Genomic DNA, 14,959 nt, shown 5'->3' on the forward strand with positions numbered 1-14,959 from the left:
ACTATAATGTTCAATAGTGGAAGATGGGAATATAGCACTATTAAATTTATCGAAGAATGAGGCGTGCATGAGAACTTCGGAGAATAAGATTAAGTTAAGTCATTTCTTATACATAGTAGTATTTATCGGTCTGTTGATTGTGGTGCGATGGGGCTGGCATAATCATTTTTCGTTGTCCAATCCACCTGCTGTGAAGCAAGGTGTGTTAGATTTACGTGGAGTGGATATTGAATCACTAAGCTCCTTTCCGCTGGATGGTGAATGGGAATTCTATCCTGAACAATGGGTGACTGCTACCAATATTGACAACGCTACGAAAGGGCAGAGGCTTCAGGTGCCGGGTAACTGGACTTCTAAATTCAATCCAGCAGATCAAGAGAAGGCATATGGATACGGAACTTATCATTTGCGTATTCTGCTGAATCAACCCTTGTCTGAGCCGCTTAGCTTTTGGTTTCAATCGGTCTATACTGCTTCTGAAGTGGAGATTAATGGAACAGTCCTCTCACGATTCGGTAAGTTATCTGAAGAGAAAAAAGGTCATGTTTCTGCCGCGAAGTCATTCATGATCAGTTATTTACCGACAGATCAGAACCAAATGGATCTATTTGTTCGAACGTCAAATTACGGGTCTCCGTTAAAAGGAGGCATTGTTAGGTCTGTAGAGTTTGGCATTCAACATGAGATAGATTCAGTCTACTGGAATTCCATTGGCTTGCAGCTAATTGTAGGGGTATTGCTCTTGATTCACGGGCTCTATTTACTGATTATTTATTTGATGGATGTACGAAAAACAGAGTTGATTATTTTCTTTTCGTTGATGGTCGCAGCAGCTGTATCTATTGGGGTTGAACATAATGGACTATTGTTCCGGTTTCTTCAAGTTGATTTTGCCTGGACATTGAAGCTAAAGGTTCTTTCATACATATGGTTTTGCTTGTTCCTGTTCCTGATGGGAAGAGAGCTCTTTGGGAATCTGCAGAAAGGTAAGGCTTTTTATAGTTATATCCTCTCACTGCTCGGTTTTACTCTATTTATAATCTTTGGTCCAGAAGAGACAGTGCTGTATTTGATCGAAAAAGGGGTCTATATGATCCTTTATTACATTCCAGTATTTTGGACGGCTTATTATTTTGTGAAAATGGTATATATTCAAGCTGAGGGAGCTCTATTTTTATTATGTTCAGTGCTAGCTGTTATTAATAATATATTGTGGGCGTCTGTCTATTACGCTGGAACCTCACAATTTATGTTTTATCCAGTAGATTTAATTGCAGCACTTGCCGCTTTTTCAACCTATTGGTTTAGGAGATATTTTCATCAATCCCATCAAAATGTGTTACTCAATGCTCAATTGGCTGAATCCAACAAATTAAAGGATCGTTTTCTGGCCAATACATCTCATGAACTACGGACTCCCTTGCATGGGATTATGAATATTGCTCAAAGTGTGCTAACAAGAAAGAAACATGTACTGGATGAAGAGAGTCAACGCGACATGGAACTGCTAATCATGGTCAGTCGGCGGATGTCGCTCATGCTGAATGATTTGCTAGATGTAGTGCGATTGCAGGATAAACGGATTGTGATGAACATCAAGAAGGTGCAAGTGAGGTCCTTAGCTGAGGGCGTGTTGGATATGTTACGCTTCCTGACCGGTGGGACTAAGGTGGAGCTTCGCATGGACATTAATGAGGATTTGCCGCGTGTATATGCTGATGAGGAGCGATTGGTACAGATTCTGATTAATTTAGTTCATAATGCGCTTAAGTTCACCGAACAGGGAAGTGTTGTACTGTCAGCAGAACAAGTGGATGGTCAGGTATGGATCCATGTTACGGATACAGGAATTGGTATGGATGAGGCACTGAGAAAGCGTGTATTTATGCGTTATGAACAAGGAGCTTACGGTGAAGGTGGTATCGGTCTGGGTCTTAGTATTTGTAAAGAGTTGGTTGAGCTGCACGGTAGTGAATTATTATTGCAATCCCAGCCGGGCAAAGGAAGTAAGTTCAGCTTCAAATTACCTGAAGTCAATGAGCGTTTACAGCCTTCCATTTCTGATATTCATATAGAAAAAGATACGGACCTACTGTCACCTTTCAGTGAATGGATCACTGCTGAGGCATCTACTTTGGTGGCCGCCACATACTCCACGAAGGAAGTAGAGCCACTCTCGGATACAGACGCTGATATTATTCGTGTTCTGGCGGTTGACGATGATTCGGTCAATTTAAAAGTTTTGCAAAATATTTTGTCAGATGGAACCTATCAGATGGTGACTACGACTTCTGCACGTGAAGCGCTGGATAAGTTAAACCATGATCGATTCGATCTGATCATCGCTGATGTGATGATGCCGGGTATGTCTGGTTATGAAATGACAAGATTAGTCCGCGAACGGTTTACGATGTATGAATTGCCTATTATTCTACTGACTGCACGCAGTGAGCGGGAAGATGTCTATGCAGGCTTCTTGGCTGGAGCAAACGACTATGTTACCAAGCCTGTAGATGCAATGGAGTTGAAGTATCGTGCCTTGTCCCTTTCATCTATGAAGCGAGCGGTCAATGACAGGTTGAGGATGGAAGGTGCTTATTTACAAGCGCAGATCCATCCACACTTTCTCTTCAATACACTGAATTCGATCATGTCCTTAAGTGACTTTGATACTGCCAAAATGAGAGAGCTGTCAGATGCGTTCACAACTTATCTGCGCATAAGTTTTGACTTCTTAAATGCAGGCAAGCTCGTTACGCTGTCACAGGAGCTTGAACTGGTGGAGAATTATATATATATCCAGCAGCAGCGTTTTGAGGAAAGACTCCATGTGGAATGGAAAGTAGATGCGAATCTTGAAATGTTGATGCCTCCGCTTACGATTCAACCACTAGTTGAGAATGCTGTTCGACATGGCGTTTTAAGTCGGGCTAAAGGTGGAATACTGCGCATTCACATTGAGACACGTACAGATGCTGTCCATTTTAACATTGTAGACACAGGGTTGGGAATGGACGAAGCTCAAGTCAGCAAGCTGTTAAATCCAAAAGGCTATAAGAATCAAGGAATAGGGCTGCTTAATACAGATAGAAGACTGACACAATTATATGGACAGGGCTTGAACATTCAAAGTATCCCTGGTTTGGGAACTACGGTGTCATTTATCATTCCTGATCAGGGTTGATTGCGGTCAAGGGGTAACTCCTTGGAGTTATCCCTTTTTGGTGTTTTCTTTAGGGATTTATGTGAATATTTAACTATTGTTGCATCATTGATTGTAAAAATAAAAGCTACCTGCCATTATTACAGAGAAAGGAAAATTTGTAATCAAAAAATCATTCATGATAGGAGAATTAGAATGACTAATAACTTATTTGTAAACGAGACAAGAGAACAACTGAGCTGGATGAATCGTCCCGAAACCTGGGAATTTACAGATTTAGATGAACTGACATTAATAGCACCTCCCAAATCAGACTTTTTCCAAGACCCGGCAGGTAAACATTTCGCAAGCTCAGCGCCATTTTTATCTACCCCTGTGGGTACTTCCTTTGAAATGACGACCAGAATTAGTGTCAATATGCGGCATAAATATGATTCAGGCTGCCTCATGTTTATGATGGACCATTATAACTGGGCCAAGATTTGCTTTGAGTTTGACGGACAGTATCCCATAATCGTGTCTGTGGTAACCAGAGAAGGAATGTCAGATGATTGTAACTCCGTACAAGTTGCTGTAGACAATCCGTATTTGCGTATTACCAAACAAAATCATTGTGTTACCTTCTCCTATTCAGAGGACGGAGCGAATTGGATGCTGATCCGATATTTTGGAATGAAGGAAGGTGCTGAATGCGTAGCAGGTGTTGTCGCACAATCTCCCCAAGGTGAAGGCTGTTCAGTGAAATTCGACTATTTGAGTTTGTCGGAATCGAAGGGGGAAAGCCGCTTCTAATGGATTAATTTTTAATGAACAATCCTTTTCGGTCCAACTGTAACTCTTTTGAAGTAAATTGGATGATGAATTCCTCCACGGCGGATATGGTAGCAATGATACATACAAAGACATTCCAAATGGTGTGATCGATGTGGAGAAGCCATAGAGGAGTAATAAATAAGAGGAGTCCGGTCAGTTTATTGCCGTAGGTGTGAATGCTTGCGTATGTCTTGAATCTGCGGAGTGCAATTCCTAACGATGCTATACGGATGACCCCAATCAAGAAGATCCAGAAGATGATTACATGCGTAAGTCCGAGGAACGGATACAATGTAAATAAAGAGACCGCTATCAGTATCGTATCGGCTGCGGAATCCAGTTTTGCTCCAAGGCTACTTGTTGTGTTCGTCATTCTAGCAATAGGTCCATCGATCAGATCGGTGACTCCGCAAAGGACATAAGTTACTAGGAAAATCAAACTTAGCGGCTTGAGGAATAATAACAACATTGCCAAGATGATTCTGCCAAGCGAAATATAGTTAGGCACAAGTTTCACCTGCAACCCTACCTTTGTTAATGACCTCATTTTAATTCTATTGTATCAGAGGGATTATGCATATGCTTTCGATTATCTACTTTTTTAAAACACCGAGTAAGCTCAATAAATCCAATGAAGAAGCCGATAAATAATAGGATGCTTTAATAAAAAATAGGGAGAATTATTATAAGATGCTAAAAGTGAGAAAAAAAGGTTATTTTGTATTTGGTCTTTTGATTACGGCATTAATTATGGCTTTTGGATGCTTAGATCCGCAAGTAGCGGTAGCTCAGACAAGCGTCCCAACTCCAACAGCGAGTTATGATGTTGTTGTCATTGGCAGCGAGATTCAAGGTGTTTTACTGGCCAGAGAGGCCAAGAACTTGGGCTTAAAAGTGATGATCTTAGATCCTCGAAATAAGCCAGGCGGTGAATTGATTCAAGGGCAGATGTTTTTTCTGGATGATGTGAACGACAATAAGAAGCGAAGTCTCGTGCAAGGGGAAATTAAAAATCTGTTCACAGCTTATAAGGCTGGATCTATACGTAAAAAGAAGGATTTCGAGAACTATTTCAACAAAGTAATTAAAGGGATTCCTTTAAAAAGTGGAATTGTCATTGATGCCGTTGCTACTGTTCCATCAAATAAAGATAAGGCACTAAAGACTCTTACATATCATACTAAGGATGGCACCCAAACTACTATACAGTCTAAATACTGGGTTGAAAATACAGATTTTAATGCGCTTAGCAGCCACCTGCAGGTTAAACGAATTCCAGGTATGGAAAGCATTTATAAGGGTAAACAAGCGGATTATATGGCGGCTACCTATATGTTGAATTTCAAAAATGTAGACTGGAACCGGCTGCATCAAGCCATTCTGGAAGATTATCCATTAACGAATGTTCGTAACAAGTATGGCCCTAACACCTACGTCGATTGGAATTTCGCCACAGGGTTCAGTAATATTACCAATAAGTTCAAAGCGGATAACAGTGATCTTAAGCTTCGTGGACTTAATGCTACATACCAGAAGAATGGACAGGTTATTATAAACGGCCTTCTTATTTATAACGTGAATCCTGCTGATCCGAAGTCTGTTCAATCTGCGATTACAAAAGCTAGAACCGCAGCCCCTAGTATATTAGCTTTTTTGCGCAGCAATATACCTGGATTCTCCAAAGCAGAGCTTAATGGATTTCCTGAGTATCTTTATATTCGCGATTACAACCGTCATGAGACTAATTATGTGCTTGAATATTCTGATCTAATGAATGGCACGATGTTCTGGGATAATGTCAGTATTGGCGGTTATTCCATCGATCTTCAAGGAACTAAAACGATTCCTACCGGAATTGGCTTTGGTAAACCGGACCGTTACGGATTGCCTTTACGCTCATTTGAATTGAAATCGTATGACAATGTTCTAGTAGTAGGGAAAAATGTAGGAGCTAATATTAAGGCTTACGGTAGCGCCCGTATCATGCCAACGACAGCTCTGGCGGCGCAGTCCATCGGGATTATCCTTGGTAAGGAGAGTAAGCGATTAGCAGATCTAACTCCTGCTGATTTTGAGCGAATTCATAAATATCTGGCAAAGGATTATAAGATTATACTGAAGGAATAGAATTTTAGATTAGAGATTGAAAGTTAATACGGTTTATATAAAAAAACAAGCCGGAGCGAATGAATAACGCTCCGGCTTGTTTCTATGTTTGTTAAAGCTTATTTCGCGGATACAGACTTGAACCATTCGTTAACTTCTTTGGTGATTTGATCACCGCCATTGGATTTCCAATTAGCAACGAATTGGTCAAAGGAGTCTACTGGCAGTTTACCATAAATAATTTTATTGAAAGTTTCCATTTCAGACTGACGAAGCAGGTTCCATTTGGAAACCATCGTTGGTGTAGCAGCACCAGTAAAGTAGTTTTGTTTACGAACGTCTAGTTGTGACATAACCACTTTTCCTGCTGCCCAGTTTTCTGGTTTACGGAACTCTGCCATTTGCTTTTCATAAGGTGTTACAGGTGTCTCGCCGTCAGCAAGTTTAACCAAAGTCTTCATAAACAGATCAGGAATACGGGCCGGACCTGTTAAGAATGGGAATTCATTGGAGAAGTCTTTAATCTTCGCTTTATCACTTGTAGGTTGTCCATCAATCATGTCCCAATCATAACCTTTAGCAAAGCCATGTTCATATTGACTGCCTGCAGCTGGGTTAGCTAAGTTATCAAGCAAGTAGTTATAGTACAAGAAAATTGCTTCTGGATGCTTAGCATCCTTGTTAATCATGATACTAGCATTTACACCGGAATTCTGCCATTTGGTTCCAATCAAACCATCTGGTCCTGCTGGAACCGGATAACCTTTAAGCTTCGCTCCAGGTACATTCTTCATAAGATCGGGAGCGGGCCAGTCTGGAACCCAGTTGGCTCCTGGCAGAATACCAGCTGCACCTTTCGTGAAGCTCTCAGCGGATTTACCTTCATCCCAAAGGGCGGAGTCCGTGTGAATATATCCTTTATCCATCCATTCGCTAAGCTTTGCGAGTGCTTGCTTAGCACCTGGGTTAATGGAACCATATTCAAGATTGCCATCATTATCTTTGTTCCATTGTTCTTCAATTGTACCGTATGCCCCGAATAACCAGTCTAATTGGCCCATCCAGGTATTTGTATTGTTTTTCAAAGAAATTGCAAGCGGGTACACATCTTTAGGCGCTAAGCCATCAGGATTTTCGTTCTTAAATTTGTCCATGATGTTCTCAAGATCGGCGATAGTCTTAGGCGCTTCCAGCTTCAGCTTTTCCATCCAATCTTCACGTAACCACAAGAGCGTATCATCATTGTCGGTATATTCAAGGATCGGCAGATTATATTTCTTACCGTCTTTAGTGAAGGGGTACCAAAGTTCTGGATGTGCTGTAACGTGATCTTTCAGAATTTTGTTTGCATACTTATCAAACAACTCATCGATAGCGATGAACTGACCGGAGTCAATAAGCTGATTGGTTAATACTGCGTTAGTTGGTGCAAAAACGAAATCAGGAAGCTTTTCGCCGGAAGCAATGGCAAGTTGAAGCTTTTGTCTGTATTGATCGTCATTTGCAGGATACCAAGTATCTTTATGCTTCATACCCAATGTTTCAAGCATCCAGCGATCGTGAACGTTGTTTTCTTTGGTATCACCTTGAACATACTTCTTAGGCATCAATACGGCACTGAACTCGATCGGTGGATCGTATTTGCCTTTTGCGAAAGCAGCATCTGCCTCGGATTGGGTATTTTTGGTAGCGTTACCATTTTTGGCATTCTCATTCGATGTGCCGCTACTGCCACATGCTGTGAGAGTGATAAGTGCTGTGACCGTGAGAAGCGACCACATTTTCTTGAACTTGATCATTCTTCAATTCCCCCTACTGTGTATGATCTTTACAAGTGTAACTTTAACAACTTGTCGGGGATGTCATCTATATGAGATTTTTAGTTTCGATAGGACTCTATCATGTTATTTGTTAGTATCTCTATATTCCTGCGGCGTTACCCCAAACTGCCGTTTGAATACTTTGATAAAATAAGCAGGGTCCATATATCCAATCTCCATGCTGATTTCATAGACTTTTTTATTGGTGGTCTTCAGCTTATGACAGGCACGATCCATCCGCAAGCGCGATATATAATCGCTAATGCCTTCACCTGTTTCAATCTTATAAATTTTTGATAAATGGGTCGGATGGAGATTTACATGGTCAGCCAGAACACGTAATGATACATCATCATGCAGGTTCTTATCCGTATAATCTTGAATTTTCTTTACATACTCGGAACGTATGTCTTTGATTTCGTTGGATGTGCCTTCTTTTAGATTGGCTAGAACACTTAGCGACCATTTTCTTAGTTTACTAATGCTGGTAAAAGCATCCCCACTTTGCAACGCTTCTATATCGGTCCCCATTAAGTTTGCTAGCGTATGACCATTACGATGTGCAAGATTCGTGAAAGAAGCAGTAATTAAAAAGCCAGCCTCCATGCAATGCTCCCACGATTCAGACCATTTCTCATCCAGTTCGGCACAGACGGCAAGCAATTTCTCTTCGGCCGCATCCCAATGTCCACTCTCCAGTAAATGAATCAAAGAGGGTGGGGTATAAAGAGCGTCTAAAGGCCCTAGTGCTGAGGGAAGCTCCAAGTCACTGACCCGCATAATGAATTCTCGCTCATCTCCGACAATTTGGCGGAAAGAGGAGGAAGCCTGATGAAAACGATTCGACAGCTGTTCAGGAAACTTGAACCACTCTGTGATTACAATGGATAGTGAGCCTTTCAGAAATTGCTTAACCTTATATTGAAGTTGTAGAGAAAGCTTCTCTAATATGGATTCTTTTCCAAGGTCAGTTCCTTGTTCTTTAAGCTGGAGCAGAAACACGAGATATCCATGTTCCTCTTTAACGCCCCAGACTTCCATAAATTCTCCCATAATCTCTTCAGCCATATTAATAATCGCATATTCAATCAAGGTTTGATCGGTATTATCAAATTCTCTGAATTCTTCTTCCATTCGTACCAGCATCAATGCGGATTCTCCGGATTGGAAGGGCAGATCGTAACTCACGAGCTTCCGTTCCCATTCACCGGCTTGAAAACGATGACCTTGTAAGGCATCCAGTAGCAATCGCCCCCGTAAAACAGGGAGGTTCTCCCGGAGTGTAAACTGGGTTCGTTTAAGAGAACTTATGAGCTCCCATTCAGCATTCAATTGATTGATCGCATTTTTGACGGCTCCAAGCAATTCATCATCAGTCGGCGGTTTAAGCAAGTAATCCACGGTCTTGTTCTGAAGTGCTTTTTTGGCATAATCGAATTCTGAATGGCCGGATAAAATAATACATTTAATTTTTTTGTTATGTTTTCTTATCCGCTCTATCAATTCGATTCCCGTCATTTCTGGCATTTGAATATCTGAGATTACTATATCAATGGGATGCGTATCAATAATTTGTAGCGCTTCACGTGCGGAATAAGCTTTATGCACATGTTCAATTCCTAGCGTATGCCAGGGTTTAGTCATGGAAAGATTATCTACCCAGTGTGCTTCGTCGTCTACTATGATCATCTGCATGTTGTTAGTCTCCTTGATGTTCCTTTAATTTATAACTATCATCCTCAGTTGGGATTTCCCAGATAATTTCTGTTCGGAATCCACCGAGAGGGGATGGCTTGAAGGTAAGACTCGAATGATTGCCGAACAGGTGAATGATCCGCTGATTTGTATTCCAAAGACCACAACCCATTTCCTCCTGCAAAGGCTCCTGCATTTTACGGTTTAATGCTTCTAGCTGATCGGGATTCAAGCCAGGACCATCGTCATCGATATAAATTCTACAGAAACCGTTTGACTTTTCACCACTAATCTTGATCTCACCTGATGAATAGGACTTCGCTACGCCATGAATCACAGAATTCTCCACCATAGGTTGGAGCATTAGACGAGGTACAGACTGGCTAAGCATATCCTCAGGAATATCAATATGATAATCAATTCTGCCATTGCGTAGTTTCTGGATATCTAAATAATTGACCAAGAGCTTGATTTCTTCCTCCAAAGAAGCCGTTTCCCGTTCCATCCGGGTGGTATAACGATAGTAAGCACTTAAATTATAAGCCATGGAGACGACAGCGTCTTCATCTTTCATCTGGGCCATATTGATAATATAACCAAGACAATTATAGAGAAAATGTGGATTAATTTGTGCTTGAAGCTGTTTCAGGGTAGCTTCTCGAGCACGGATCTTTTCATTAAATACATTTTCTATCAGGTCTTGAATTTGATGGGACATATCATTAAAACGACGGAACAGAAACGAAAACTCATTTTGCTCATTGCTATGAAGCCGTACGGAGTAATCTCCTTGCTGTACGCGCTGTAAACCACTGACTAGTTTTTTAATCGGATATTGAACGTTTCTATATAGCAGAATGGAAGAGGATACTCCCACAACAAACAGCAGAATCATTGTGATATAGAATAAATCTCGACTAAGAGAAATCGGTTTGAGAATTTGATACAGGGGGACAACATCTACTAAATGCCAATCCAAAGAGGCTGATTTCACAGAACTGACCAAATAGTTCTTCCCATTTAGCTTCACTACATCTTGAGATGTATTCTCCGGAGAGTGATTATCCAGGTAATTAACTAGTTCGTCGGATAGCTGCTTGTCCGCGCTACGGTTGAGGATCGGTTTCTCCCCTTTGTGATAGAAGAACGGATCGCCTTGCCCGCCTGCTTTGTACGAATCGAGCATGTTCTGAATGTTCGTATAACTGAAACTGGCTTCAATGACTAGGCTACTTCCTGTTAATGTCCCTGGCTGAGCTAAGGAATCCGTTAAGAACCAGTAAAAGGATTTTAAATCGTCTTGAGATTCCACACCATGATCACCATACGTCCATCTTCCGCTCATATTTGCTTTTAAATAATCTTCATCATACCCGATGGGTCTGTCGTAATTGGCGATGACATCTTTATTCTGCTGTGAATGAACGGCGTATCTGGTCGGCCAAATATCTGTAACCCCAGCTTGAAGCACCATCTTTTCCTGGAGAATATATCTGGTCTGCATCTGATCATATCGATCTTCCCATACATTTAGTCCATTGAATGCCCTAACGTTGGGATCTCTTGAAAGAATAAGGGTGAAGTCCATCATCTGATTAATTCGAGAATCGATCTGATTGGATAAAAAAGTGAGTTGTTTCGCATTGGACGTCTGCAACTCTTTACCTACAACCTCGAAGGTGACGTTATTTGAAAAGGTATACATGATAATGATGGGAATGAATAGGAGTATGATCAAGCTGTTTATTTTGGCAAACAGACTAAATCGAGATTGTAAGTTTCCTCTAAGTATTGTAAAGCGCTTCCATAAATTCATAAATGCCCCTCCAGATGTTGTCCTAATAAAACCCTATCAAGCCTAACAATGTTATATAGTCAAACCTGAGAAACGCCTGATACTATTTATAGCAGAGATCCCCATCACACACAAAATATTTTTTTTGGGAACAGGAGAGAGCTATGGAGGCTAATATGGAGGTTAACTCGATACCACAGGCGAGCCTAGAAAGTCAGCCGAGTAAAAAAAGAAAAAAAGGCTTTAATCAACCATGGATTCTCCATTTTATGGTGTTGCCAGCGGCAATCATGGTTTTTATTTTTTCTTATATTCCGATGTCCGGAATTCTTATGGCATTTCAAGACTATAAACCTGCACTAGGTTTTTTTGATTCCGAGTGGGTCGGACTTAAGCATTTCAGGTACATGTGGGAGAATGATTATTTCTTGTCCATTACGTGGAATACGTTATTTTTTGCTTGCTCCAAAATTGTTTTGAACTTGATAATTCCGTTTATTTTCGCCTTATTGCTTAATGAGGTAAGAAGAATGGGCCTTAAAAGAACGATTCAAACACTCGTTTATCTTCCGCACTTTCTGTCTTGGGTTACACTTTCAGGGATTCTCATTGATATCCTTGCTCAGACAGGTATTGTCAATCAATTCCTCACATCTGTATTCGGCATCAAGCCGATTTTCTTCCTAGGAGACGGCAACTGGTTCAGGTTCACTATCATTGCTAGTGATGTTTGGAAAGAGTTTGGTTTCAATACGATTATCTTTTTAGCGGCACTTTCGGGTATCAATCCATCACTTTATGAAGCTGCTGAAGTGGATGGGGCGGGGCGTTGGAAACAAACGATGTATATCACAATTCCTGCGTTAATCCCAATCGCTATCGTAATCGCCACCTTGGCACTGGGTAATGTGCTCAACGCAAACTTTGACCAAATCTTTAACTTGTACAGTCCATTGATCTATCAACAGGGAGATATCATTGATACCTTCGTGTATAGAGAAGGTCTACTAAGCGGACAGTTCAGTTTCGCAACCGCAGTTAATCTATTTAAATCGTTTATTAGCTTAATCTTAATCGTAGTCTCTTACCGACTTGCTTATAGATTTGCAGGGTACAGAATTTTCTAGAAAGGATGACAACTGATGTACCATAAAACAATTCCATATCGAATATTCAGTATAATCAATAATGTGTGTTTGACAATCCTTTCCGTGCTCTGCCTGCTACCTTTGTACCACTTACTCATGGTATCTCTTAGTGCATCCGCACCTGCTAATGCTGGATTAGTCACATTCTGGCCGATTGGTTTTACCTTTGAAGCCTATGCAAAGACGTTTAATAATGTCAATTTCCTTAACTCCTTATGGGTGTCTGTGGAACGGACAGTACTCGGAACAGGACTAGCGCTGGTAGTAAATACGGTTGCAGCTTATGCTCTGTCTAAGGAAACAAGAGTCTTTCGTGCAAGAAACGTCTATCTCTGGTATTTTGTTGTCACCATGCTGTTCAGCGGTGGTCTAATACCGGGTTACATTCTAATTCTGAAGCTTGGTCTTATGAATTCATTGATGGCACTTATTCTTCCTGGATTAGTTGCTGTATTTAACATCATCTTGCTTCTGAATTTCTTCCGTACCGTACCTAAAGACCTTGAGGAAGCAGCTTTTATTGATGGGGCAGGGCACTTTCAGACCTTTGTGAAAATATATTTACCGGTCTCCTTACCTGTTATTGCAACCGTGTCTCTATTCCTTATGGTAGGACACTGGAACGCTTATTTTGATGGTATTATTTATATCAGAGATGCTGATAAGCTTCCGTTAGCAACGTTTATGCAGACAATTATCGTTCAGGCAGATATGTCTAAGCTTGATCCGGCAGCCGTTGCTAATTTATCACAACGAACCATCCGGGCCTCGCAGATCTTCATAAGTGCTTTGCCAATTCTATTGGTTTATCCTTTCCTGCAACGTTTCTTTGTAACTGGGATTGTAGTAGGTGCTGTAAAAGAATAATCTCTTTTTTGAAAAAGAGTTTGAAGAAGGAGCTACGGTTCTAGTCCAAGACTAGAACATGTAGCTCTTTTTTTATTTAGATGGATTTCATGGCTAAACTGGATAATTATTGAAAACAATAAAAATATTCAGAAAATTTTCATATGACGATCAAGCTAACATAGGCTATAATGAGGTCTAAAAAAGAAAAAAAGAAAACGGGGCATAAGAATGAATCAATTTAAAGGTGAAAAAAATCTTCTCTCAGAGAAGAAGGAGCGTTTCTCTTCCGCCGGCTTTATTTTCGCAGCGATCGGGAGCTCAGTAGGACTAGGGAACATGTGGAAATTTCCGTATATCACTGGGGAAAATGGGGGAGCGGCTTTCTTCCTTCTCTTCATTGTATGTTTAGTGTTGATCGGTTTACCGGTATTGTTGGCAGAGTTGGCCATCGGTCGCAGCGGACGTGGAAGCGCGGCTACTGCATTTGTACGAGCCGGAGGCGGGAAGAACTGGATGGCGGTCGGATTTCTGCAAGTCCTTGCACCATTTTTAATTCTTTCCTTTTATATCATTGTTGCAGGATGGACGTTGAACTACGCAATGATTGCCTTCAATGGACAATTGTTTAGTTCCAGTAATTATGCAGGTGAATTCAGCTCCTTTATCTCTGGACCTATGCCGATTGTTTGGCAGGGGATAGCAATCCTTATAACGGCGGGTGTTGTTATTCTTGGAGTATCAGGCGGGATCGAGAAATTTAATAAGGTATTGATTCCTGGTCTTGTCGTTCTCCTAATTGTATTAATGGTTCGTGCTGTTACCTTACCAGGTGCAAACGAAGGAGTAGCCTTTTTCCTAAAACCAGACTTTTCGGTGCTGACGGCGGAATCTGCGCTAGTCGCATTGGGACACGCCTTCTTTTCACTTTCGCTTGGGATGGGGATTCTCCTGACTTACGGCTCTTATGTGGATAAAAAACAATCGCTAGGAACTGCTGCACTCGCAGTCGGGGCAGGAGATTTGTTATATGCGTTTATCGCAGGGCTGATTATTTTTCCGACGACATTCTCATTTGGCATTGCTCCTGATCAAGGTCCTTCGCTAATTTTCATTGCTTTGCCAGCAGCTTTCTCAGCAATGCCATTTGGTGCATTCTTTGGTGGTTTGTTCTTTATCTTGCTGGCGATTGCCGCTTTAACTTCTGCCGTATCTCTGCTTGAAGTGCCTGTATCTTTCGCGATGGAGCGCTGGAATTGGAGCCGGAAACGTTCAGTTTGGATTTTGTCATTAGTATGTTTCCTCCTCAGCATTCCTTCGGCGATGTCACTGGGAATGGTCCCTGAGCTATCGTTTGGCGGCAAAGCGTTGTTCGATTGGGTGGATTTTGTAACTTCTAACATTATGTTGCCACTAGGCGGTTTGTTAGTTACCATCTTTGCCGGTTATTTCTGGAAAGGGGCAGCAGAAGCGGCTGGGCTTAAGGCAGGTTGGTTCCGCGTTTGGTTGTTTATGCTCCGGTATGTTGCGCCGATTCTGGTGTTCTTGGTGTTGCTTCATACTTCAGGGATTA

General features: G+C 41.3%; 10 protein-coding genes. 6 read left to right on the top strand and 4 right to left on the bottom strand.

The window, feature by feature from the left end:
* Positions 1–67: 67 nt before the first annotated feature.
* A complete protein-coding gene (locus ACWNM1_RS19825; protein WP_449602331.1) occupies positions 68–3,184 on the top strand; it encodes an ATP-binding protein in 3,117 nt (1,038 codons plus the stop codon).
* A 174-nt stretch (positions 3,185–3,358) separates the two neighbouring features.
* Complete coding sequence (locus ACWNM1_RS19830; RefSeq protein WP_449602332.1) at positions 3,359–3,955, top strand: DUF1349 domain-containing protein; 597 nt, start codon at positions 3,359–3,361, stop codon at positions 3,953–3,955.
* Between the two features lie 4 nt (positions 3,956–3,959).
* Here ACWNM1_RS19830 and ACWNM1_RS19835 read toward each other — a convergent pair whose 3' ends face one another.
* The gene (locus ACWNM1_RS19835) at positions 3,960–4,484 is read right to left on the bottom strand and encodes a CDP-alcohol phosphatidyltransferase family protein (RefSeq protein ID WP_449602333.1); all 525 of its coding nucleotides are present in this window, start codon (positions 4,482–4,484) and stop codon (positions 3,960–3,962) included.
* Between the two features lie 182 nt (positions 4,485–4,666).
* On the opposite strand from ACWNM1_RS19835, the gene ACWNM1_RS19840 reads away from it, so the two are divergent.
* Positions 4,667–6,103, top strand: coding sequence for an FAD-dependent oxidoreductase (locus tag ACWNM1_RS19840; protein ID WP_449602334.1), 1,437 nt, complete (start codon positions 4,667–4,669; stop codon positions 6,101–6,103).
* Positions 6,104–6,201: 98 nt separating this feature from the next.
* Here the strand turns inward: ACWNM1_RS19840 and ACWNM1_RS19845 are convergent, their stop codons facing one another.
* From ACWNM1_RS19845 to ACWNM1_RS19855, 3 genes are all read right to left on the bottom strand, one after another.
* A complete protein-coding gene (locus ACWNM1_RS19845) occupies positions 6,202–7,881 on the bottom strand; it encodes an ABC transporter substrate-binding protein (RefSeq protein ID WP_449602335.1) in 1,680 nt (559 codons plus the stop codon).
* Between the two features lie 105 nt (positions 7,882–7,986).
* Positions 7,987–9,597 (bottom strand): response regulator transcription factor, encoded by a 1,611-nt coding sequence (locus tag ACWNM1_RS19850; protein ID WP_449602336.1) that lies wholly within the window; start codon positions 9,595–9,597, stop codon positions 7,987–7,989.
* 4 nt (positions 9,598–9,601) lie between these two features.
* Positions 9,602–11,413 (bottom strand): sensor histidine kinase, encoded by a 1,812-nt coding sequence (locus ACWNM1_RS19855; protein ID WP_449602337.1) that lies wholly within the window; start codon positions 11,411–11,413, stop codon positions 9,602–9,604.
* A 155-nt stretch (positions 11,414–11,568) separates the two neighbouring features.
* Here ACWNM1_RS19855 and ACWNM1_RS19860 point away from each other — a divergent pair, with 155 nt between their 5' ends.
* From ACWNM1_RS19860 to ACWNM1_RS19870, 3 genes are all read left to right on the top strand, one after another.
* On the top strand, positions 11,569–12,519 hold the full coding sequence (locus tag ACWNM1_RS19860; protein ID WP_375105427.1) for an ABC transporter permease: 951 nt from the start codon (positions 11,569–11,571) through the stop codon (positions 12,517–12,519).
* 15 nt (positions 12,520–12,534) lie between these two features.
* Positions 12,535–13,407: a carbohydrate ABC transporter permease gene (locus ACWNM1_RS19865; RefSeq protein ID WP_042129067.1), complete on the top strand. Its 873-nt coding sequence runs from the start codon at positions 12,535–12,537 to the stop codon at positions 13,405–13,407.
* Between the two features lie 210 nt (positions 13,408–13,617).
* The coding region (locus tag ACWNM1_RS19870; RefSeq protein WP_449602338.1) for a sodium-dependent transporter at positions 13,618–14,959 on the top strand (1,342 nt) is incomplete at its 3' end.

The sequence above is a fragment of the Paenibacillus sp. Marseille-Q9583 genome, from assembly GCF_976954365.1.